General features: G+C 40.5%; 21 protein-coding genes. 18 read left to right on the plus strand and 3 right to left on the minus strand.

Annotated elements, in window-relative coordinates; translation table 11 throughout:
• Positions 1-20 precede the first annotated feature (20 nt).
• The 18 genes from BGO84_RS07720 (at position 21) to BGO84_RS07805 (ending at position 20,123) form a co-directional block, all read left to right on the plus strand.
• Positions 21-668 carry a hypothetical protein gene (locus tag BGO84_RS07720; protein ID WP_291028690.1) on the plus strand — a complete coding sequence of 216 codons (648 nt, stop codon included), beginning with the start codon at positions 21-23 and terminating at the stop codon, positions 666-668.
• 181 nt (positions 669-849) lie between these two features.
• Positions 850-2,457, plus strand: coding sequence for a sulfatase (locus tag BGO84_RS07725; RefSeq protein ID WP_291028691.1), 1,608 nt, complete (start codon positions 850-852; stop codon positions 2,455-2,457).
• A gap of 70 nt (positions 2,458-2,527) precedes the next feature.
• The gene (locus BGO84_RS07730; protein ID WP_291028692.1) at positions 2,528-3,703 is read left to right on the plus strand and encodes an anaerobic sulfatase-maturation protein; all 1,176 of its coding nucleotides are present in this window, start codon (positions 2,528-2,530) and stop codon (positions 3,701-3,703) included.
• 60 nt (positions 3,704-3,763) lie between these two features.
• Positions 3,764-4,849, plus strand: coding sequence for a DNA polymerase IV (dinB, locus tag BGO84_RS07735; RefSeq protein ID WP_291028693.1), 1,086 nt, complete (start codon positions 3,764-3,766; stop codon positions 4,847-4,849).
• 63 nt (positions 4,850-4,912) lie between these two features.
• A complete protein-coding gene (locus BGO84_RS07740) occupies positions 4,913-5,128 on the plus strand; it encodes a hypothetical protein (RefSeq protein WP_018074919.1) in 216 nt (71 codons plus the stop codon).
• Positions 5,125-5,571, plus strand: coding sequence for a nucleoside deaminase (locus BGO84_RS07745; RefSeq protein WP_291028694.1), 447 nt, complete (start codon positions 5,125-5,127; stop codon positions 5,569-5,571). Before BGO84_RS07740 ends, BGO84_RS07745 begins: the two co-directional genes overlap by 4 nt.
• Positions 5,572-5,711: 140 nt before the next feature.
• Positions 5,712-6,470 carry a NigD-like protein gene (locus BGO84_RS07750; RefSeq protein ID WP_135104754.1) on the plus strand — a complete coding sequence of 253 codons (759 nt, stop codon included), beginning with the start codon at positions 5,712-5,714 and terminating at the stop codon, positions 6,468-6,470.
• A gap of 174 nt (positions 6,471-6,644) precedes the next feature.
• Positions 6,645-7,157, plus strand: a complete 513-nt coding sequence (locus BGO84_RS07755; protein ID WP_283685844.1) for a transcriptional repressor — start codon at positions 6,645-6,647, stop codon at positions 7,155-7,157.
• Positions 7,154-8,419 (plus strand): adenylosuccinate synthase, encoded by a 1,266-nt coding sequence (locus BGO84_RS07760; protein ID WP_291028695.1) that lies wholly within the window; start codon positions 7,154-7,156, stop codon positions 8,417-8,419. The genes BGO84_RS07755 and BGO84_RS07760 overlap by 4 nt, the downstream gene beginning before the upstream one ends.
• A gap of 263 nt (positions 8,420-8,682) precedes the next feature.
• On the plus strand, positions 8,683-9,366 hold the full coding sequence (locus tag BGO84_RS07765; protein ID WP_135104757.1) for a zinc metallopeptidase: 684 nt from the start codon (positions 8,683-8,685) through the stop codon (positions 9,364-9,366).
• Between the two features lie 151 nt (positions 9,367-9,517).
• The gene (locus BGO84_RS07770; protein ID WP_291028696.1) at positions 9,518-10,651 is read left to right on the plus strand and encodes a metallophosphoesterase; all 1,134 of its coding nucleotides are present in this window, start codon (positions 9,518-9,520) and stop codon (positions 10,649-10,651) included.
• Positions 10,648-11,841: a metallophosphoesterase gene (locus BGO84_RS07775; RefSeq protein WP_291028697.1), complete on the plus strand. Its 1,194-nt coding sequence runs from the start codon at positions 10,648-10,650 to the stop codon at positions 11,839-11,841. Before BGO84_RS07770 ends, BGO84_RS07775 begins: the two co-directional genes overlap by 4 nt.
• A gap of 10 nt (positions 11,842-11,851) precedes the next feature.
• On the plus strand, positions 11,852-13,516 hold the full coding sequence (gene recN / locus BGO84_RS07780) for a DNA repair protein RecN (protein ID WP_291028698.1): 1,665 nt from the start codon (positions 11,852-11,854) through the stop codon (positions 13,514-13,516).
• Between the two features lie 5 nt (positions 13,517-13,521).
• Positions 13,522-14,625: a DegT/DnrJ/EryC1/StrS family aminotransferase gene (locus BGO84_RS07785; protein ID WP_291028699.1), complete on the plus strand. Its 1,104-nt coding sequence runs from the start codon at positions 13,522-13,524 to the stop codon at positions 14,623-14,625.
• A 336-nt stretch (positions 14,626-14,961) separates the two neighbouring features.
• The gene (gene purB / locus BGO84_RS07790) at positions 14,962-16,305 is read left to right on the plus strand and encodes an adenylosuccinate lyase (protein ID WP_291028700.1); all 1,344 of its coding nucleotides are present in this window, start codon (positions 14,962-14,964) and stop codon (positions 16,303-16,305) included.
• Between the two features lie 77 nt (positions 16,306-16,382).
• Positions 16,383-17,828: a pseudouridine synthase gene (locus BGO84_RS07795; protein ID WP_291028701.1), complete on the plus strand. Its 1,446-nt coding sequence runs from the start codon at positions 16,383-16,385 to the stop codon at positions 17,826-17,828.
• A 99-nt stretch (positions 17,829-17,927) separates the two neighbouring features.
• Positions 17,928-19,328, plus strand: coding sequence for an asparagine--tRNA ligase (gene asnS / locus BGO84_RS07800; RefSeq protein WP_135104764.1), 1,401 nt, complete (start codon positions 17,928-17,930; stop codon positions 19,326-19,328).
• A 126-nt stretch (positions 19,329-19,454) separates the two neighbouring features.
• A complete protein-coding gene (locus BGO84_RS07805) occupies positions 19,455-20,123 on the plus strand; it encodes an HD domain-containing protein (RefSeq protein WP_283685850.1) in 669 nt (222 codons plus the stop codon).
• A 71-nt stretch (positions 20,124-20,194) separates the two neighbouring features.
• On the opposite strand, the gene BGO84_RS07810 is transcribed toward BGO84_RS07805, so the two are convergent.
• From BGO84_RS07810 to BGO84_RS07820, 3 genes are all read right to left on the minus strand, one after another.
• Positions 20,195-20,446: a DUF4834 family protein gene (locus BGO84_RS07810; protein ID WP_291028702.1), complete on the minus strand. Its 252-nt coding sequence runs from the start codon at positions 20,444-20,446 to the stop codon at positions 20,195-20,197.
• 128 nt (positions 20,447-20,574) lie between these two features.
• Complete coding sequence (locus BGO84_RS07815; RefSeq protein WP_291028703.1) at positions 20,575-21,153, minus strand: manganese efflux pump MntP family protein; 579 nt, start codon at positions 21,151-21,153, stop codon at positions 20,575-20,577.
• Entirely contained in the window at positions 21,150-21,668 is a 519-nt protein-coding gene (locus BGO84_RS07820) for a nitroreductase family protein (RefSeq protein WP_291028704.1), read from the minus strand. Before BGO84_RS07820 ends, BGO84_RS07815 begins: the two co-directional genes overlap by 4 nt.
• Between the last annotated feature and the right edge of the window lie 79 nt (positions 21,669-21,747).

Consider the following 21,747-nt stretch of genomic DNA (forward strand, 5'->3'; position numbering starts at 1 on the left):
AGTAAAAATAAACAAACAGAATGAGCTACCTTTCGAAAGAATATCAGGAACAGTGGAATTTCTCAAAATATCCTCCAAGTGCTTATCGTATCTTTGGATTTGTGTTTAGCAAACAACCCGGAAGTTTTAACTACAATAAAAATATTGTTCAGATATTTACATTAAAACCTGATGATTTACCCGAACAAATAAGAATTGATAACTTCAAGAAATTATGTCAGAGCTTGTTCAGAGAGGTGAATGTAAAAGAAGACTTAGATGTAAAAACAGAAACTGACGATGAAAGTAAAGAGACTACAATCACTTTTTCTTCCAACAATATTTGCAACTGCTTGCAGTCTTTAAAATATGAAGATGAGAAGATACTCTTCAATACGCTTTACAAACCATCATTGGGAACATATCCCTTGAGCCTCAATCAGCGTGTCGAGTTTATTTTGGGAGTTTATTTAAATCATTCTCATCGCAAAACAAAAATGCTGTTTCGCGACAACTATCCTAAAATGGCATTGACTCATAGTTTTATGGCTGATCTGGCGGGAGAGGATGACGAATTCATTTTAACTTCACGTTTCGACAAGTCGCATAGCCACGTTATTGAGATTAACGAAAATGGGCAACTGTGGAAAAAAATAGAAACATTGCTTCTAGAATATGGGTATCAGTAATAAGTGATGATTCTTTTTTCGCTTCTCGAACCAGCAATTTTCTATCTTTCAGTAAGTATAACATTAGATGTTAGGAAAGGAATATAAAAGTAACAGCCTGAGGCGTGTTACTTTTGTTTTATCATTCAATTTATTTTTATTAATTTTAGAGTATTGTTTTAACCCAAACACCTGATATTCCATGATAGATTTAAAGAGGTTTACTTTAGTAATTATTCCTGCGTCAATACTCAGCCCATATAGTTATAGCCAAAATAAACAGAGTGATGCACCTCAATCTCGTCCCAATATTATTCATATAATGACGGACGATCATTCGTTTCAGACAATCAGTGCATACGGGCATCCTATCTCCAAGTTAGCACCTACACCCAACATAGACCGATTAGCGAACGAAGGCATGTTATTTAAGCAAGCTTTTGTCGAAAACTCACTGTCTACCCCTAGCCGTGCATGTCTTATGACAGGCTTGTATAGCCATCAGAATGGGCAACGTCAGCTCGGTGCAGGTATAGATACAACCAAAATCTTTTTTTCTGAATTACTTACGCAGGCAGGATATCAAACAGGAGTTGTAGGTAAATGGCATATGCAATGCGAACCAAAAGGTTTTGATTATTATTGCGTGCTTAACGATCAGGGAGATTATTATAATCCGAGCTTCAAAACGAAAGACTCTCACGGCAAATACATACGCGAAGAGGGGTATGCAACCAACCTGATTACAACTCATTCGATAGATTTTCTTAAAAACAGAGATGAGAGCAAACCTTTTGCCCTGTTGGTACATCATAAAGCTCCACACAGAAACTGGATGCCCGAAGCGAAGTACTATGACTTGTACGAGGATGTAGAATTCCCAAAACCGGAAACATTCTATGACGATTACGAAAGCCGTTGCTCTGCTGCCCGCACTCAGGATATGACTATCGATAAGACCATGACATTTATTTATGATCTGAAGCTAAATGAATTCAAGAATACACCACCCTATAATAAGGAATGGAGTGACGGTGGATTGCAACAAGCGATGGATCAAATGACTCCCGCTCAGCGTGAAGCTTGGGAGAAGGCCTATCATCCTAAGAATATGGAATTCATTAATAGTAACCTGTCCGGCGATGCGCTGCTCGATTGGAAATTTCAACGTTATATGAGAGATTATCTTCGCTGTATAAAATCGATTGACGATGAAGTCGGACGTTTGATTGATTATCTCGAGAAAGAAGGCTTGATGGATAATACAATTATTGTGTACACCTCCGATCAAGGTTTTTATATGGGAGAACATGGGTGGTTCGATAAGCGTTTTATGTACGAAGAATCGTTCAGAACACCGCTGATAATACGTTATCCCAAAGCCATAAAGTTAGGGACGAAAACCGATGCTTTGGTGCAGAATATAGACTTTGCTCCTACTTACTTGTCATTAGCCGGAATAGGGAAACCGACAGAAATGAGCGGAGTTTCTCTTGAAGGATTGTTTGACGGCAAGACTCCTGAAAATTGGAGAAAAGATTTATATTATCACTATTATGACTATCCTGCGATTCACAATGTACGCCGCCATGATGGTGTGAGGACAGAAAGGTATAAGCTGATTCATTTTTACGGTAAAGGAGAAATAGGCAATGATGAAGATATCAATTGTAACGAGTTGTTTGACTTGCAAAATGATCCGACTGAATTACATAATCTCTACGGAAAAGAAGGGTATGAAGAAATAACGAAGGAGTTGCAGACTACTCTCGATAATTATAGAAAGAAACTCAAGGTAGATGAGTTTTAAGTGAGTGAAAAACTTTTTCCGTCCTTCTATTATCAACTAGAAATAATATCACAATCTAAAACCAGACCGGATGTCTTCGAAAACGTATGCTCCTTTTGCAAAGCCTCTGTATGTGATGCTCAAGCCAATAGGTGCTGTTTGTAATCTAGGGTGCACTTATTGTTATTATCTGGAGAAGAAGGAGCTGTATCCCGACAAGGGTAATAAGACAATAATGAGTGACGATCTTCTGGAACGGTTTGTCTCTCAATACATCGAGGCACAAACCATGCAGCCGATACTGTTTACATGGCATGGAGGCGAACCTTTGATGCGTGACATCTCGTTTTATAAGAAAGCACTGGAATTGCAACGTAAATATGCTAAAGGGAAACAGATATCGAATACTCTGCAAACCAACGGCACGCTGTTGAACGATGAATGGTGTGAATTTTTTAGAGAAAACAACTTCCTGATCGGCATTTCCATTGATGGGGCCAAGCCCTTTCATGACAAATACAGAACAACAAAAGATCTGCGTCCGACGTTCGATCATGTTTTGCGGGGTATCAATCTTCTAAAGAAGCATGGAGTAGAATACAATATAATGGGAGTTGTAAATGACTTTAATATCAACTATCCGCTAGAGTTTTATCAGTTTTTTAAAGATATCGATTCTCATTACATCCAATTCTCTCCGGCTGTGGAAAGAGACAGCAATGGGAACGTAACTCAATGGAGTGTTACACCCGAAAAATGGGGCGATTTTCTCATTGCTATATTCAACGAGTGGGTAAGGAAAGATGTCGGAATCTATTTTGTTCAATACTTCGATTCTGCACTGGCCAATTGGGTTGGTGTCGACCCCGGAATTTGTATCTTTGCTAAGAATTGCGGACATGCCGGAGTTATGGAATTTAATGGTGATGTGTATTCTTGCGATCACTTTGTATATCCTCAATATAAGTTGGGTAATATAAACGACAAGACATTGATAGAGATGATGTATTCGACGCAACAAACCGAATTTGGGTTAGCAAAGTCGGCTTCCTTGTCATCTAAGTGTAAGCAATGTAAGTATTTGTTTGCTTGTCGTGGCGAATGCCCTAAAAACCGAATTTCAAAAACTCAATCGGGCGAAGAAATAAATTATCTATGTAATGGCTATTACAAGTTCTTCGAACATATAGCCCCCTATATGGACTTCATGAAAAAAGAGCTGCAAGCACAACGTCCTCCCGGTAATATTATGAAAGTCTTAAAATAATTATTGCAATAAGATTTTTATGTACACTTTTGTTACTTTTTAGTTGGAGTAAGAAAGAATATGCGAAAAATAATCCACATAGATATGGATGCTTTCTATGCATCTATCGAGCAACGCGACTATCCCGAATACAGGGGTAAGCCTCTTGCTGTGGGTTATGCGGGACCTCGGGGAGTAGTGGCGGCAGCCAGTTACGAGGCACGTCGCTACGGGGTACGTTCGGCTATGGCTTCCAAAACGGCTTTGCGTAAATGTCCGCATCTAATATTCGTTCCTGCACGCTTCGATGTCTACAAGTCTGTTTCGAAACAAATAATGGAGATATTCCACGAATATACCGATTTGGTAGAACCCCTCTCGCTGGACGAGGCGTTCCTCGATGTTACCGAGAATAATATGAATATAGCTTCAGCCACTCAGATAGCACAGGAGATAAAGCAAAAAATACGAGATGCTACAAACCTAACGGCCTCGGCGGGAGTTTCGTTTAATAAATTTTTAGCAAAGATTGCCTCCGATCAGGATAAACCAAACGGGCTGTTTGTTGTAAAGCCTAAAGTAGCTGAGCAGTTTGTAGAATCACTAGCTATTGAGCAATTCTTTGGGGTAGGGAAGGTCACCGCCAAAGTAATGCATCAAATGGGTATCAAGACGGGGTGGGACTTGAAGCAACGTTCGGAGAATGAACTTGTATCTGTTTTTGGTAAAGCAGGACATATTTATTATCAGAATGCACGAGCCATCGATTATCGTCCTGTAGAGTCGCAACGCATCAGAAAGTCCATCAGCTCCGAAACAACCTTCGACAGGGATATCGACTCGCTTGACGAATTGGCGGTGGAGTTGGATGCCGTGGCGCGTGATACGTTCGATTACTTAGAGAAGAAGAAGTTTAAGGGACGAACCGTAACGCTGAAAATCAAATATGCTGACTTTAAGATAATAACCCGAAGCCGTACATTCGCAGATGCTGTGGAAGACTACGAATCGTTTTACAAAGCAGGATTTGAGTTGCTTAAGCTCGTTGATCTATCTCCTAAAGTTCGCCTTATTGGTTTGGGGGTAAAGAATAGCGATGATGAAATGGGTTGGTACGATGCTGTTCAGTTGCGCATCAATTTTGAAGAAGATGAGGCTAAAGGTTAGACTAAATGTATATTCTTCTGAAAATCCTTTCAGATATTCAGATAAGTACTTACTTTTGCAGCAATGAAACCAAAGAAGAAAGGGGCACATAGTAACCGCACGAAGCATTTGCTTTTCTCGCTCAACGAAGAAGAGTATGCCCTTATATCTTCGTACATCAAAAAATACAAGATAGCCAACCGTTCTCGATGGTGCAGGGAAACAATTATTACCCATGTGCTCAAAAGCCTTGAACAGGATTATCCTACGCTCTTTGGCGAAAACGAAATGCGCCGATGACAACCAGTATTCTCAACGACGAGTACTATATGCGTCAGGCTCTTAACGAAGCCCGTCAGGCATTCGACAAGGGAGAAGTGCCTATAGGGGCAATAGTTGTTTGCAAGGGGCGTATCATTGCACGTGGACACAATCTCACCGAAACGCTCACCGATGTCACAGCCCATGCAGAGATGCAGGCGATTACGTCAGCCGCCAATGTACTTGGTGGTAAATATCTTACCGATTGTATTCTGTATGTTACCATAGAGCCATGCCCGATGTGTGCCGGAGGTTTACTCTGGTCTCAAATATCTAAAATTGTATATGGGGCAAAAGATGAAAAAAAAGGCTACTCTGTATTTTCCCCATCCATATTACACCCCAAAACTGAAGTTGTTTCCGGTGTCATGGAAGACGAATGCGCTTCTTTGATGAAAGAATTTTTCAAACAGAAGAGGTAGTTAACTTTCTGTATTATAGATAATAACTAATTGTTTAACATTAATTTATATTTTTCTCATGCAACATGAGGGACGAAATATTGTCTATTATATTGTAAGGCAAAAGTATTTTAAACTATACATTAAAAAATTAAAGAGTTATGAAGAAAACTGTAAAACTATTTTTAGCATCAATTCTCGGCTTTGTTTTAACAGCAGGATTTTCTTCTTGTTCGGACGATGATGGTTACTCACTCGATAAATACTGGGTGTCTATGGTAACCGTAAACAAAGTGGGAGAAAATACGTATGATTTTACGCTCGACAATGGAAAAAAACTGTGGATTGCAGCTCCTGTTGGGTTAAATCTGAAACCAAAATATAACAGAGCTATTATAAACTACACAATTTTATCCGACCAATATCAAGGATATGATCATGCGATCAAACTCAACGGCTACAAAGAAGTGTTGACAAAGGGCGTAGTATACATTCCGTCCGACGATCAGGCAAAGCAAGACAGCATCGGTCACAATCCTATTAAGGTTCATTCTGCATGGGCAAGCGGAGGCTATCTGAATATCTATTTTGGATATAACAGTGGCGGAACCACAGCCCACATGCTCAATCTTGTGTCAGCACAGCCCGACTTGTCGGTGTCAGGTGATGTGGTGAAGCTGGAATTCAGACACAACCAACGACAAGATCCGGAGCATTATCCTGTGAGTGGCTATGTATCTTTCGATCTAGCGCCATATTTGATAGCAGGACGAGATAAAGTAACATTTGAAATAACATGGATGGACTTTGGTGGGAAAACCAAGACAGATACGATTGAATACAAGTATGGTGCGGTTGAGGCTCAATCTAAAGACATACCAAGCGACGACAGTAAAACAACTAACCTGAATATTTATTAATATTCTTTTTGATTTCCTTTCGAAAAAGAGAGCTCGTGAGAGTTCTCTTTTTCTTTTTTCTGCTATAAAGTCTTTGAGATACTGATTTTTATGAACACTTTCTTTTTTTTCTGAGGTTATACCACTGTTTATTCTTTAAAAAGATGTATTTTTGTTCAGATCAGATTTTTTTAAATGGATAACATTAAACTAAAAGACCAAGTTAAGAACGAATTCACAGATTATCTGAATTTAAACAAGCATCGTAAAACTCCCGAAAGATACGCAATACTGGATCACATCTATTCTACTAAAGGGCATTTCGATATGGATTCCCTTTACAATTCTATGAAGCAGTCGTGTTTTAGGGTTAGCCGAGCCACATTGTACAATACTATAGAGCTGTTGCTGGATTGTAATCTGGTAGTCAAGCATCAGTTTGGAGCAAATGTGTCTCAGTACGAACGCGCTTATGGAAATGAGAACCATGACCATCTGATCTGTCTTAGTTGCGGCGAGGTGAAAGAGCACAAAAATGGCAACCTGTTCACTCCTGCACAACAGAAAAAACTACAACGCTTCAAGGTTAGCTATTACAGCATGTATATTTATGGTATATGCAACAAATGTATGCGGGCTAAGAAGACAGAAGAAAAAAAGAATAAAGTAACAGAAAGTAAGAATACTCGTATTAATAAGAAAAAATGAAAGTAGATGTATTGCTCGGCCTGCAATGGGGCGACGAAGGTAAAGGAAAGATAGTAGATGTTCTAACGCCTGATTATGAAATCGTAGCCCGTTTTCAAGGTGGCCCAAATGCAGGGCATACACTTGAGTTTGAAGGCAAAAAGTATGTTCTCCGTTCAGTGCCATCCGGTATATTTCAGGGAAATAAACTGAATGTTATCGGCAACGGTGTTGTGCTCGATCCTGCTTTATTCAAAGGAGAAATAGAAGCATTGGAAAAATCGGGACATGATCTCAAATCGAGACTATATATCTCAAAGAAGGCTCACCTTATCCTTCCTACACACCGTTTGCTCGACGCATGCTACGAAGCATCGAAGGGAGACTCTAAGATAGGAACCACAGGTAAGGGTATTGGACCTACATATACCGACAAGGTTAGCCGCAACGGTTTGCGTGTGGGCGATATTCTTCACAACTTTGAAGAAAAATACAATGCTGCCAAAGCAAAACATCTGAGAATTCTCAATCAATATAATTACGATACAAATGCGCTGGCTGATATCGAAAAGGAGTGGTTTGAAGGAGTGAAGAAGCTCAAAGAATTTACTTTTATCGACAGCGAGCACTTTATAAATAATGCTACCAAGTCGGGCAAAAAAATATTGGCAGAAGGAGCACAAGGTACAATGCTGGATATCGATTTCGGATCGTATCCGTTTGTTACTTCTTCCAATACAATTACAGCCGGAGCTTCTACAGGGCTGGGTGTTGCCCCTCGAAACATCGGTGAGGTGTATGGTATCTTCAAGGCATATTGTACACGCGTGGGTAGTGGGCCGTTTCCTACCGAGCTGCATGATGCTACGGGAGATAAGTTGCGTGAATTCGGATTTGAGTTTGGTTCGGTAACAGGTCGTCCGCGTCGTTGCGGATGGATAGATCTGGTTGCATTGCGCTATGCTATAATGATAGATGGTGTGAGCCAGCTGATAATGATGAAGAGCGACGTGCTCGATACATTCGAAACTATAAAAGCCTGTGTGGCTTATGAAGTAAACGGAGAGAGAGTAACCGAATTCCCTTTCGAGATAGATGATAGTATCAAACCTATATATCAGGAAATGAAGGGCTGGAAAACCGATATGACAAAAATGCAGAAGGAAGACCAGTTCCCGAAAGAATTCAGCGATTATATTGCATTCCTCGAAAAAGAACTAGGTGTGCCTATTCGTATTGTTTCGCTCGGACCGGACAGAGCGCAGACCATTATTCGTAAATAATTTCTGATAAGAAATAAATCAACCTCTTTGTCATGCTGAATGAGAGTAAGGCGTCTTGAAGATAGAAAAAGACGATTTTGTTTCATTCTGCATGACATTAGGTTTTTAATAGAAACGACTGAAACGAAAAATAAGTCAAATTTAATTAAGAAATGTGATTGTCATTCAAATACATTATATGACAAAAACTCAGGTGGCACATTTTTTGTTTAGTTACTAACAAGTAAATTAGTAGAAAAAATCATTTTAAAAAGAAATAGACTATGCCTATAGGTTGGATATTATTTGGACTAATAGCAATAGCCAGTTTTGCAGTTCAGCAGATGCTGAAAAGCAAGTTTAATAAGTACTCTAAAGTTCCGTTGAGTAGCGGAATGACAGGTCGTGATGTAGCCGAAAAGATGCTTCATGACAATGGAATTTATGATGTGAAAGTTGTATCTACAAGCGGTATGCTTTCGGATCACTACAACCCTGCCAATAAGACAGTCAATCTGAGCGAAGGTGTATATGCCAGCAACAGTGTTGCTGCTGCAGCTGTAGCTGCTCACGAATGTGGTCATGCGGTACAGCATGCTCACGAGTACGGACCGTTGAAAATGCGTTCGGCACTCGTACCTGTTGTAAGCTTTTCATCAAGCATTGTGATGTGGGTTATTCTTGCCGGAATATTTACGATTAATATATTTCCTGCCTTGATATGGATTGGTATTGCTCTTTTTGCAATGACAACAATATTCAGTTTTGTTACACTCCCTGTAGAGGTGAATGCCAGTAGCCGCGCTTTGGCATGGCTTAATACTGCCGGAGTGACAAATGTAAACAATCATGATATGGCAAAGGATGCTCTCAAATGGGCAGCTTATACCTATGTGATAGCAGCCATCGGCTCATTGGCTACGCTTATATATTACATCATGATAGCCATGAGTGGCAGACGTAGCTAATCGTCTATACGATAGAAAGATATTCGAAAGAGTGGTCATTGGCGACTGCTCTTTTTTCACATAAACCGAAAGGTTAATAGCCCGTACTTTTTACCTATGCATCTTTTGCATCTGTATATACATACACACAATAAACGTATAAATGAAATCGATGTTTTTTATTATAGTATTTACAGTATACCTCTTAGCTAATTTTTATGTATTCAGGCACTTTTGGATTGCGATGCCTCCGAGTAATGTGGGGCGTATAGCACTTTTGTCGTTTGCGGTTATAGCGGTTACTTCATTTTTCATATCCTTCTTGATCGGGGACTCCTTGCCGGTAGGACTTACTTCGTTGCTATATAAAGTGGGCACAGCATGGTTTTTCATCCTTCTTTATTTCCTTATGATAATTGCTGCAAAGGATTTGCTGGGGCTTAGTAATAAGTTGCTGCACTTTATGCCGAGCGATTCCATCACCCGTTATACGAGAGACAACTGGGTTGGTCTGGGGCTGATGGTGGGCTTTGTTGCACTGCTGATGACCTGCGGCTATCTTAAATATCAGTGGAAAGTAAGAGTCGATCTTCCTGTTCAGATATATAAAACCTTTGGTGATACCATTTCGCCACGCTCGTTGCGCATTGTTGCCATTACCGACCTGCATTTGGGGTATGGCATCGGTGAAAAGGAGTTTGAAAAATGGGTAGACCTAATAAATGCCGAAAATCCTGACATTGTACTCATTGCCGGAGATATTATCGACAATAGTGTGCGTCCGCTCAAAGAAGGGCATTTTGCAGAAGTCTTTCATAAGATAAAAGCACCGATGGGTATTTATGCTTGCCCCGGAAATCACGAGTATATAAGCGGAGCAAAAGAGAGCTTCGATTTTATTACAAAAGCAGGGGTACATCTCTTGCGTGATTCTGTAGCCGAGGTAGATAGTTGTTTTTACGTGGTTGGGAGAGACGATAAGTCTAACCCGAATCGCAAATCATTGGAGGAGCTTGTCGCGGGGCTCGATCATACCAAGCCAATCATAATGCTCGATCATCAGCCTTATCACCTCGAAGAGGCAGAAGCCAACGGTATCGATATACAGATTTCGGGACATACCCACCAAGGACAGGTGTGGCCTATATCGATGATTACCAAAAAACTATATGAGAGAGATCATGGTTTTGTGAAAAAAGGGAATGCAAATATATACGTAAGTTCGGGTATTGGTCTCTGGGGAGGGAAATTCCGTATAGGTACACAATCCGAGTATGTTGTAATAGATGTGAATAAAAAGAAATGAGAGTCTTTTTCAATGCCATAATGATTCAGATATTCTTCAGTGCATACATCTACTGGAGAGGATGGCAGGCATTGCCCGATAAGAAGTATATTAAGATTCCCTACACTGCCATATATGTTGCAGAGCTGATAATATACTTTATCGGATTCTTTACCTCAAAACACTTATCGTTCGATGCGCTTCATACATTCGCCTGGACGGGTACAACGTGGATGTTGTTCACTATCTATATGACGTCTTTGCTCTTATTGTATGATTTAGTGAAATATATAAATAAAAAGAAAAAAACATTTTCGCTCGATTTTGCAGCAAAAAAGCCCCGACTTGTTTATTTTTGTACAGCATTGCTTTTGGTAGTGGCTGTGATGTGGAATGGGAACTACCGATTCTGGCATCCTGTGATAACGGAGAAGAACCTCACGATAGAGAAGCATTCGCCCAATGTGAAAAACTTGTGCATAGTGGTGGCTACAGATATACATGCGGGATATCTGATCGACAAGAAAATTATTTCCATGTATGTGGATAAGATAATGGAGCAGAAACCCGAGCTGATATTGTTGGTGGGTGATATTGTCGATTATGATGCCAAATCGCTATACGAGCAGCAAATGGAAACAGAGTTTCATCGGCTCAAAGCTCCTTATGGGGTGTATGCGTCTACAGGAAATCATGAGTATATAGAGCTGGACGAGCCTAAGGACGAAAAAATCTTGTGGTTGAGCCAAAAGGCCGGAATAAATGTTTTGCGTGATACTACTGTTATGATCGCAGATTCTTTCTATCTTGTAGGCAGAGAAGATGATATGTGTAAAAACCGTAAACAATTACCCGAAATAATGCAAGGGGTAGACAGGCAATATCCTGTCATTGTGATGAATCACGAGCCGCATCGCTTGCAGGAAGAGGTTGAGGCCGGTGCAGATATCGCTCTGTATGGTCATACGCACAATGGTCAGTTTTTTCCAAACAATGTGATTATGGCTGCTTCGTCCATGATATACAATTCGGGGATATTGCCGGAGAGCATTTCTTCCAAAATGAGATTTATGTATGAGATTCCCTACGGATATAAGAAAAAAGGAGATACGCATGTATATGTGTCCTCCGGACTTGGGTTGGCGGGACCTCAATACAGGATTGGCACAGTGTCGGAGATTGTAGTTCTCAATGTCAACTTTAGTAAATGATATATTAGCCATGCTAAGATCGCTATACATAAAAAATTATGCTTTGATAGACAGTCTCGAAATTGACTTCGAGCCTGGCTTTTCTGTTATTACCGGAGAAACAGGAGCCGGAAAGTCTATTATTCTGGGGGCACTGTCTCTTATACTTGGGCAGCGTGCCGATATCAAGGCTATCAAGCAGGGGGAGAGTAAATGTGTTATCGAAGGATCGTTCGATGTTTCGGCATACGATCTCAGAGCTTTCTGCGAAGAGAAAGGCATAGAGTACGATCCCGATAGTTATATCCTGCGCAGGGAAATACTCTCTACCGGAAAATCAAGAGCATTTATCAACGATTCGCCTGTCTCACTCACTGATCTGAAAGAATTGGGTGGTCAGTTGATCGATATACACTCGCAGCATCAGAACTTGTTGCTATCCGACACCCGTTTCCAAATGCAGGTGGTAGATGCTTTGGCGGGCAACAAAGAGTTGCTGAGCAGATACCAACAAGCTTTCCATCAATACAAGCAATCGGAAAAGGCATTGGCAGAGCTTCGTGAAGTAGTGAGGAAAAGTAAAGAGGAAGAAGACTATCTTCGTTTTCAGATCGAATCCTTGACAGAAGCCGCTCTTCAGGAAGGGGAGCAGGAAGAACTGGAAAACGAGTTGGAGACACTTACTCACGCCGAAGATATAAAGTCGGCATTATTCAAGATACATTCTTTGTTGTCTGACGATGATAAAGGAATCGTGCTGGGTCTCAAAGAAGGACTCAATACGTCTCAACAGTTGGCAAAGGTATATGCCCGTTCGGAAGAAATATCCGAGCGTCTGCAAACAGCGTATATCGATCTTAAAGACCTTGCCTCCGAAATGGATAAGCTCGCAAACGACGTGGAATTCAACCCTGAGCGTTTGGCTTTTATCGAATCACGGCTCGATCTGATCTATACATTGCAGAAGAAATATCATGTAAATGCTGTATCCGAGTTGTTGGCTTTGTATGAAGAATTTAAACAAAAGATAGAAAATATAGAATCATCCGATCAGCAAGTCGAAGCTCTTGAAAAGGAAGTTCACGAAAAGTCGGAAAAGGTATTCGCTCTAGCTAAGCAGTTGACCGATAGTCGTACGTCGATAACCGATAGTTTCGAGAAAGATCTCACCGATCGGGTTGCTTATCTGGGTATGCCTAACATTCGTTTCAGAAGTGAAATTATAACAGAGAAACATCCCAATATATATGGGTTAGACAGTGTGCTATTTCAGTTTTCTGCAAACAAAAATGTACCTCTACAGCCTGTTGCAGAGATAGCTTCGGGTGGTGAAATTTCCCGTCTGATGCTCTGCCTTAAATCCATGATTGCAGGTGCAACCGCATTGCCTACTATTATATTCGATGAAATAGATACAGGTGTTTCGGGCGAAATAGCAGACAAAATGGGAGAGGTGATGCGTGAGTTTGGCAAGAATATGCAAGTGCTGGCAATAACACACTTGCCGCAGATTGCCGCCAAAGGGAAAGCGCATTACAAGGTTTATAAATCGGATGACGAACATACTACAACTACAAACTTGGTGCGCTTGTCCGATGAAGAACGTTTAACGGAAATAGCCCGTATGTTGAGTGGTTCTACGGTAACAGAGGCGGCTATACAAAATGCGAAAGTAATGTTGGGCAAAAAAGTCTAAACAGCATGAACGAAATTTTATTCCTTAACTTAAAACGAGAAAACGAACGCTATGCAACTGAACTGAAAGAAGCAACTGCTCGTATTATACACTCAGGCTGGTATATACGAGGAGCGGCGAATGAATCCTTTCAGTCTCAATTTACTTCTTACTGTGGTGTCTCTCACTGTGTGGGTGTGGGCAACGGTCTTGATGCCTTGCGTCTCATTCTGATGGGATATATGGTGATGGGGCGTATAAAGGAGGGTGATGAGGTAATTCTTCCTGCAAATACATTTATCGCTACGGCCTTAGCCGTTTCGCAATCCGGGCTTGTTCCTGTTTTGGCAGATTGCGACCTTGTAACATACAATATCGATCCTGCTTCAGCAGAAGAAAAGATAACAAACAAAAGCCGTGCTATAATTGCCGTTCATCTATATGGGCAAGTCGCAGATATGGATAAGCTCAAGCAATTAGCTCTCAAATATAACCTTCTGCTTATCGAAGATGCTGCACAAGCACATGGTGCCGTTTATAGAGGCAAAAAAGCGGGCAGTATTGGCGATGCGGCAGCATTTAGCTTTTATCCTGTAAAGAATCTTGGCTCGTTAGGCGATGCAGGAGCTGTAACGACGGACGATGCAGAATTGGCAGAGGTGGTGAATAGTTTATCGAATTACGGTTCAGATGAAAAATATATACACAACTACAAGGGACTGAACTCCCGCCTTGATGAAATACAAGCTGCAATACTCTCAGTCAAATTAAAATATTTGGACGTGGATAATTCACACCGTCGGGAGATTGCAAAGTTTTACTTGGATAACATAAAAAATGACAGGTTCATTTTGCCTGAAATAAGAGATTGGGATAGCCATGTGTTTCATTTGTTTGTGTTGCGTTGCAAAGATCGTGAAGAACTCCAACAGTATTTATCGCAAAACTCCATTCAGGCTCAAATACATTACCCTTATGCCATACACAAACAGCCGGCTTATGCTGAACTAAATCATTTGCATTTTCCTGTTTCTGAACTGCTGCAAGATGAGGTGTTGAGCCTTCCGCTTTATCCGTCTTTGCGAGAAGATGAATTGATAAAGATCGTTGATACCTTAAATAGCTTTTGATATTCTTTGATTATTACGTTTTTATCCTCTGTGTGTGGTGTTCGCTTCTCTCGTGTTTTAAAGAAAATTGTAAACGCAAATAGAGAAATTCGAAGTGAATTTTTTATTTCCGAAGAAATGCGGTACAATGTTTTTATAAATGCTCTTCAGGTAAAGAACTTCAAGGCTGTTTTGTTTTGTCTTAAAAAGATAAAAAAAACGATGATTTACAGTCTATAAAAACCTTTTAGAACTATATTTTGTTGTATATTTGTAGTTCAAAGTAAGTAGTGATATTGAAAGAGAGATTTTTTAAGAAAAGACTAATTAAAAACACATAAGTACTTATAACATAAAATGAGACTAACTCCCTTAACTGCCATTTCGCCAATAGATGGTCGTTATCGCAATAAGACAGAGAAACTAGCCGATTATTTTTCAGAGTATGCCCTTGTAAAGTATCGCGTGCGAGTAGAAGTAGAATACTTTATAGCTCTATGCGAATTGCCGCTACCTCAATTGAAAAATATAGATAAAGAAGTTTTTCCTAAACTGCAGTCTATCGTTGATAATTTTTCGGAAGAAGATGCTTCACGTGTAAAAGAGACTGAAAAAGTAACAAATCATGATGTAAAAGCTGTCGAATATTTTATAAAAGAAAAATTCGATGAGCTTGGGCTTGAACAATACAAAGAGTTTATTCACTTTGGACTTACCTCACAGGATATAAATAATACATCTGTACCATTATCTTTGAAAGATGCTTTGACAGACGTGTATTATCCTTTGCTCGATGAGTTGATCGTGAAGCTCACATCTCAGGCTGAGGCTTGGGCTGACGTAGCTATGCTGGCTAAAACGCACGGACAACCGGCATCGCCAACACGCTTGGGTAAGGAGATTATGGTTTTTGCCAGCCGCCTTCAGGCTCAGTTGCAATTGCTCCGATCGGTGCCTTTGTCGGCTAAATTTGGAGGAGCTACAGGAAACTATAACGCACACACGGTAGCCTATCCCGAATATGATTGGAAAGCTTTTGGAAACAAGTTTGTATCCGAAAAGTTGGGCTTGGTGAGAGAAGAGTGGACCACACAGATATCCAATTATGACAACTTGGCAGCCGTGTTTGATGCTTTGAAACGCATCGATACGATAATGATAGACCTCAACAGAGATTTTTGGCAATATATTTCGATGGAATATTTTAAGCAAAAGATCAAAGAAGGAGAAATAGGATCATCGGCAATGCCGCACAAAGTAAACCCTATTGATTTTGAAAATGCAGAAGGTAACCTGGGTATAGCAAATGCAATATTGGAGCACTTGGCGGATAAGCTGCCTGTTTCGCGCCTGCAAAGAGACTTGACAGACTCTACCGTATTGCGTAATATCGGTATACCGATGGGGCATATCGTGATTGCTATTCAAAGCACATTGAAAGGGTTGGATAAATTATTATTGAATAAAGAAGCATTATATAGAGATCTGGACAATTGCTGGGCAGTTGTAGCAGAAGGAATTCAAACGATTCTTCGTCGTGAAGGATATCCGAAACCTTATGAAGCACTGAAGGCTCTGACTCGTACGAACAATGCAATTACAGCAGAATCAATTGCAGAATTCATCGATGAGCTGAATGTCAGTGATGCTGTGAAAGATGAACTGAGAAAAATTACACCTCATACTTACACTGGTGTATAAATTTTTACGTTGTATAATAACCGTGAGGTTGTTTTGAAAAAAATGAATGTATTATAATTAAACAAGAAAAAAATCAAATGGTGACAGAAAATGGAAATGATAGAGACGGCCGGGATGGTTACTCTTCATCAGAAAACAAATCAAATGGAAATGATCCTGTAAAGAAGAAGCGAGCTCGTGTAGGCGATCTACGCAAACAATCTTACGATAGCCCTGACCGTGGAAAAGAAAGAAATCCGTATAAGGCTGGTGGCGACAGACAAGGCTCTTCTTACGATAGAGGAAACGAAGAACGTCGATCATATAGCGGTGGCGGTTATTCCGATAATAGAGATAGAGACGGCGGTGGCTATTCAGGTAGTCGTGGCGGTAACTACGATTCTGGTAATCGCGGAGGTAATTACAATAGCGGTAACCGTAGCGGCGGTAACTATAGCAGCGGTGGCAACCGTGGCGGTAACTACGACTCGGGCAATCGTGGCGGTAATTATAATAGCGGTAACCGTAGCGGTGGCAACTACAGCAGTGGCGGCGGTAGCTATGGTGGTGGTAATCGCACCGGAGGCAGCAGCTATGGTGGTGGTAATCGTACCGGAGGCAGCAGTTATGGCGGCGGAAATCGTACCGGAGGTGGTAGCTATGGCGGTGGCAATCGTGGCGGTGGCGGTAGCTATGGCGGCGGTAATCGCAGCGGCGGTAGCAGTTATGGTGGCGCTAACCGTGGTGGCGGTGGCTATAATAAAGCAGCCGAAGGAGTTAAAAGACTTGTTAAGCCTGTAAAGTACAAAGAAAATATAGATCCAAGTACACCTTTACGTTTGAACAAATATCTGGCTAATGCCGGAGTATGTTCTCGTCGCGAAGCTGATGCGTTTATCACATCGGGTGTAGTGAAGGTAAACGGTGAGGTAGTAGATCAGTTGGGAGCAAAAGTTACACGTGGTGACTTGGTTACATTCCACGACCAACCGGTACGCTTGGAAAGTAAAGTATATGTATTGCTCAACAAACCGAAAAATTGTGTGACAACATCAGATGATCCGCAAAACCGTCTTACTGTGATGGACTTGGTGAAAAATGCCTGCCCTGAACGTATCTATCCGGTTGGTCGTCTCGATAGAAACACAACAGGTGTTTTATTGTTGACAAACGACGGAGACCTTGCGTCTAAACTGATGCATCCTAAGTTTAAGAAAAAGAAAATCTATCAGGTTACTCTCGACCGTGACGTAGCTATCGAAGATATGCAAGCTATAGCCGACGGAGTAGAGCTGGATGATGGAGAGATACATGCCGACTCAATTGCATATCAGGCAGAAGATGTACTGAATGTAGTGGGTATTGAAATACACTCGGGACGTAACCGAATTGTTCGTCGTATATTCGAAAAATTAGGTTATCAGGTGGTGAAACTCGACCGTGTATACTTTGCCGGATTGACAAAGAAAAACATACCGAGAAGCAAATGGCGTTATCTGACCGAAAAAGAAGTGAACATGCTTCGTATGGGAGCTTTTGAATAAAATAATTATATTAAATGAAGACTTGGCATAACCTGAAAAAGGCATTATGCCAAGTTTGTTCAAAATAGACAAATTGAAGATTTAATACACATTACAAAAATGGAAAGTATTCGTAGAACAAAAATTGTAGATCTGCTCCGAAAAGAGAAAGAATTTGGAGCTACAGTCGCCGTAAAAGGATGGGTAAGAACTATTCGTGGTAATAAATATGTGAATTTTATTCACCTGAACGATGGCTCTACAATTCATAATCTTCAGATCGTAGCCGATGTGGAAAAATTTGGAGAGACGTTCTTCAAACCTGTAACTACCGGAGCATGTATCCATGTTATCGGAAAGTTGGTAGAATCGCAGGGTAAGGGACAAACAATGGAAATTCAGGCAGATTCTGTAGAGATCTACGGAACAGCAGACCCTGAAACTTATCCCTTGCAAAAGAAAGGGCATTCACTCGAGTTTTTGAGAGAGATTGCTTATCTGCGCCCTCGTACAAATACTTTCGGTGCAATATTCCGTATACGTCACCATATGGCTTATGCCATTCATAAATATTTCAATGATAATGGATTTTTCTATTTCCATACACCTATTGTAACAGCTTCGGATGCAGAAGGTGCAGGATCTATGTTTCAGGTAACTACACTCGACTTTAATAATGTTCCACGCAACGATAAAGGACAGGTAGACTATGCCGAAGATTTCTTCGGACGCCAGACCAACCTTACCGTATCGGGACAGCTCGAAGGAGAGCTTGGTGCAATGGCTCTTGGTGCTATTTATACATTTGGCCCGACATTCCGTGCCGAGAATTCAAATACTCCACGACATCTTGCCGAATTTTGGATGATAGAGCCCGAAGTAGCGTTCTATGATATCCACGACAATATGGACTTGGCGGAAGACTTCCTAAAATATCTGATACGTTATGCATTGGAAAACTGTAAGGATGATCTTGAATTCCTGAGCGAGCATTTTGATAAAGAATTGATAGACCGTCTGAACTTTGTTACAGCTAACGACTTTGTACGTCTTACATATACCGAAGGGGTAGAAATACTCGAGAAGAGCGGACACAAGTTTGAATTCCCTGTTTATTGGGGAGCTGATTTGCAATCGGAACACGAACGTTATTTGGTAGAAAAGCACTTCAAACGTCCTGTTATCCTGACCGACTATCCAAAGGAGATCAAGTCTTTCTATATGAAACAGAACGAAGATGGCAAAACTGTTCGTGGAATGGATGTACTTTTCCCTAAGATCGGAGAAATTATCGGAGGTTCGGAGCGTGAAGCTGATTATGAAAAACTTGTTACTCGTACTAAGGAGCTGGGAATGAATACAGACCCTATCTGGTGGTACCTCGAAACACGTAAATTCGGAACAGCTCCTCATGCCGGTTTCGGATTAGGATTTGAACGTCTTATCCTCTTTATTACAGGTATGGCGAATATCCGTGATGTGATTCCTTTCCCTCGTACACCAAACAATGCCGAGTTTTAAATCAGGCAATCAAGTATATGGAAGAGCAGCAAAATGTTTTGCTGCTCTTTTTATTTCGAAGAGTTAGTTCTTTGTATTACTTAAAAAATAATATATTTGTAGCCCCACACCCTACAAATACTGAATATGAGTATTAAAATAACATTTGCAGACGTAAAGAAGTCTCAGGAAATAAAAACATATATCAAGCAGGCCGACGCATCATTGGCTGTGATGGGATACACCGAACATAGCTTTGCCCATACAACCAAATGCGCCGAAGTTGCAGGACAATTACTAAAAGATCTGGGCTATGACGATCGGGATATAGAATTGGCAAAGATAGCTGCTTATATGCACGATATAGGGAATGTAATAAATCGTGCCGACCATGCGCAAAGCGGAGCAGTGATGGCTTTTAGGTTATTAGAAAAAATGGGTATGCCAGCCGAAGATATTGCAACGATTATCACTGCTATAGGAAACCATGATGAAAAAACAGCCTTCCCTGTCAATGCTGTAGCGGCAGCACTCATTATTGCCGATAAGACAGATGTACGTCGCAGCAGGGTACGCCGCAAAAGAACTATACATACCGATATACATGATAGAGTAAACTATGCGGTAGAGAAAGCGGATTTAAAACTCGATACAGAGAATAAAACTATAACTCTTTGTCTTACAATTGATACGAAGATAAGTGCTGTGATGGAATATTTTGAGATCTTTATAGAGCGTATGCTCCTATGCCGTAAGGCGACAGATTATTTCGGGTTCAGCTTTAAATTGAATATAAATGGTAATGCGATAATGTAGACATTTAATGTATAAACAAATAAAGCAGAAAACCGTTAGACTTTCTGCTTTTTTTTTATGTTTACTTTTTCCTATTCTTTTATCTCTTCAAACTTTACATATTCGCCTTCGTTCTTCGAAAAGACTTTGCGCTGATCGTTTTTTGATGAGTGATTGTATTGCTCGTTATTATTCGATGAATAAGTATTATTTGCCCTTTGTCCCGAAAAAGGAGAAGACGATGGTCTTCCGAATATAAAAGACGTTACTCCCCTGATCAGAGAAAAGACAAACATTATCCCTAAAATAGCAATGGAAAATATCAGAAAGAATATAAGTGTCATTTGTTTTTAGTTTTATAAATTATAACCAAAGCAAATATAATATTTGCCTTACTAAAGATAACACGTATATAAGCCTTTAGATGTAATAGTTTTATTTATTTAACAAGACTTTAGCATTGTAAACAATATCAGATAATAGCCAGCCCTTCGTGGTGAAAAACTGTATGCTGCATAAGTATACTGCATCCGATAATGATGAGGATAATACCTCCTATAATATTTATTCTAAGGTTGTACCGTTGTCCTACTTTGCTTCCCGATATCACGCCAAACGAAGCTACAAGCATTGTGACTACACCGATGACTATTGCCGGAAAGAATATATTTATATTGATCAGCGACATGGATAGTCCTACGGCTGTGGCATCGATACTGGTTGCAACGCCCAGACTAAACATGGTTTTGAAATTAAGCGGATTGAATGGTTTACTCTCTCCTTCGTTTTTGATACTCGAGTATATTACTCTTGTGCCTAAGAAGAAGAGAATGATAAATGCCAGCCAATGATCGTACTCGTCGATATATTCAGCAAATGTAGAGCCTATAAACCATCCGAAAACAGTGAGGCTCATTTGCATGAATGCCAGCATACCCGCTATTTTCAGAATGTTGATCGTGTCGTGATTTTTTATTATAGCCCCACTGGTAAGCGCTATAACGAGGCTGTCCATCGACAGGCCTATTGCTAATATAATAATCTGGATCATATCCATTTGGTAATCTCGTTCAGTCTCTTGCGGTTTTTGTTTGGTCTAATACTTTTTTCTTCGTCAATATATCCGAGGGGGAATATGGCTACGGCTTCCAGATGAGCCGGTATATCGAGAGCCTTACGCAGAATATGAGGGTCGAAGTTACAAACCCAGCACGTTCCTAAGCCTGTTTCAGCCGCTGCGAGGCATATATGCTCGGCAGCAATGGCTGCGTCTACATCACCAAAGTCTTTATTGTCAGTATTTTTTCTTTTCCACGATTGCTCAGAGTCTTTGCACACGATAATATGCATAGGTGCCGATTTGAACCACTCTCTGTTGTACGATTCTTGTATTTTTTCTATTGCATCCTTGTCGGTAACAACATAAAATACCCAAGGCTGATAGTTACAAGCTGATGGCGCCAGGCGTGCACAATCAAGAATGTAATTCACTTTTTCAGCTTCTATGGGTTGAGGCATGTAAGCCCTAACCGAATAGCGGTTTTCGATAAGATTTTTTAGTCGCATTAGCTTTATGTAGTAGTCTTAACTGATATCCTTTTATTCTTAATGTAATGAAAAGGATACAGCTATAGGCTGATATTCA

It is taken from the genome of Dysgonomonas sp. 37-18, assembly GCF_001899125.1.
Taxonomy (GTDB): domain Bacteria; phylum Bacteroidota; class Bacteroidia; order Bacteroidales; family Dysgonomonadaceae; genus Dysgonomonas.

Excerpts from the sequence above, each read along its gene's own strand:
- BGO84_RS07720 (WP_291028690.1), top strand. The coding sequence starts at position 21 with ATGAGCTACCTTTCGAAAGAATATCAGGAACAGTGGAATTTCTCAAAA.
- BGO84_RS07725 (WP_291028691.1), top strand. The coding sequence starts at position 850 with ATGATAGATTTAAAGAGGTTTACTTTAGTAATTATTCCTGCGTCAATA.
- BGO84_RS07730 (WP_291028692.1), top strand. The coding sequence starts at position 2,528 with ATGTCTTCGAAAACGTATGCTCCTTTTGCAAAGCCTCTGTATGTGATG.
- dinB (WP_291028693.1), top strand. The coding sequence starts at position 3,764 with ATGCGAAAAATAATCCACATAGATATGGATGCTTTCTATGCATCTATC.
- BGO84_RS07740 (WP_018074919.1), top strand. The coding sequence starts at position 4,913 with ATGAAACCAAAGAAGAAAGGGGCACATAGTAACCGCACGAAGCATTTG.
- BGO84_RS07745 (WP_291028694.1), top strand. The coding sequence starts at position 5,125 with ATGACAACCAGTATTCTCAACGACGAGTACTATATGCGTCAGGCTCTT.
- BGO84_RS07750 (WP_135104754.1), top strand. The coding sequence starts at position 5,712 with ATGAAGAAAACTGTAAAACTATTTTTAGCATCAATTCTCGGCTTTGTT.
- BGO84_RS07755 (WP_283685844.1), top strand. The coding sequence starts at position 6,645 with ATGGATAACATTAAACTAAAAGACCAAGTTAAGAACGAATTCACAGAT.
- BGO84_RS07760 (WP_291028695.1), top strand. The coding sequence starts at position 7,154 with ATGAAAGTAGATGTATTGCTCGGCCTGCAATGGGGCGACGAAGGTAAA.
- BGO84_RS07765 (WP_135104757.1), top strand. The coding sequence starts at position 8,683 with ATGCCTATAGGTTGGATATTATTTGGACTAATAGCAATAGCCAGTTTT.
- BGO84_RS07770 (WP_291028696.1), top strand. The coding sequence starts at position 9,518 with ATGTTTTTTATTATAGTATTTACAGTATACCTCTTAGCTAATTTTTAT.
- BGO84_RS07775 (WP_291028697.1), top strand. The coding sequence starts at position 10,648 with ATGAGAGTCTTTTTCAATGCCATAATGATTCAGATATTCTTCAGTGCA.
- recN (WP_291028698.1), top strand. The coding sequence starts at position 11,852 with ATGCTAAGATCGCTATACATAAAAAATTATGCTTTGATAGACAGTCTC.
- BGO84_RS07785 (WP_291028699.1), top strand. The coding sequence starts at position 13,522 with ATGAACGAAATTTTATTCCTTAACTTAAAACGAGAAAACGAACGCTAT.
- purB (WP_291028700.1), top strand. The coding sequence starts at position 14,962 with ATGAGACTAACTCCCTTAACTGCCATTTCGCCAATAGATGGTCGTTAT.
- BGO84_RS07795 (WP_291028701.1), top strand. The coding sequence starts at position 16,383 with ATGGTGACAGAAAATGGAAATGATAGAGACGGCCGGGATGGTTACTCT.
- asnS (WP_135104764.1), top strand. The coding sequence starts at position 17,928 with ATGGAAAGTATTCGTAGAACAAAAATTGTAGATCTGCTCCGAAAAGAG.
- BGO84_RS07805 (WP_283685850.1), top strand. The coding sequence starts at position 19,455 with ATGAGTATTAAAATAACATTTGCAGACGTAAAGAAGTCTCAGGAAATA.
- BGO84_RS07810 (WP_291028702.1), bottom strand. The coding sequence starts at position 20,446 with ATGACACTTATATTCTTTCTGATATTTTCCATTGCTATTTTAGGGATA.
- BGO84_RS07815 (WP_291028703.1), bottom strand. The coding sequence starts at position 21,153 with ATGATCCAGATTATTATATTAGCAATAGGCCTGTCGATGGACAGCCTC.
- BGO84_RS07820 (WP_291028704.1), bottom strand. The coding sequence starts at position 21,668 with ATGCGACTAAAAAATCTTATCGAAAACCGCTATTCGGTTAGGGCTTAC.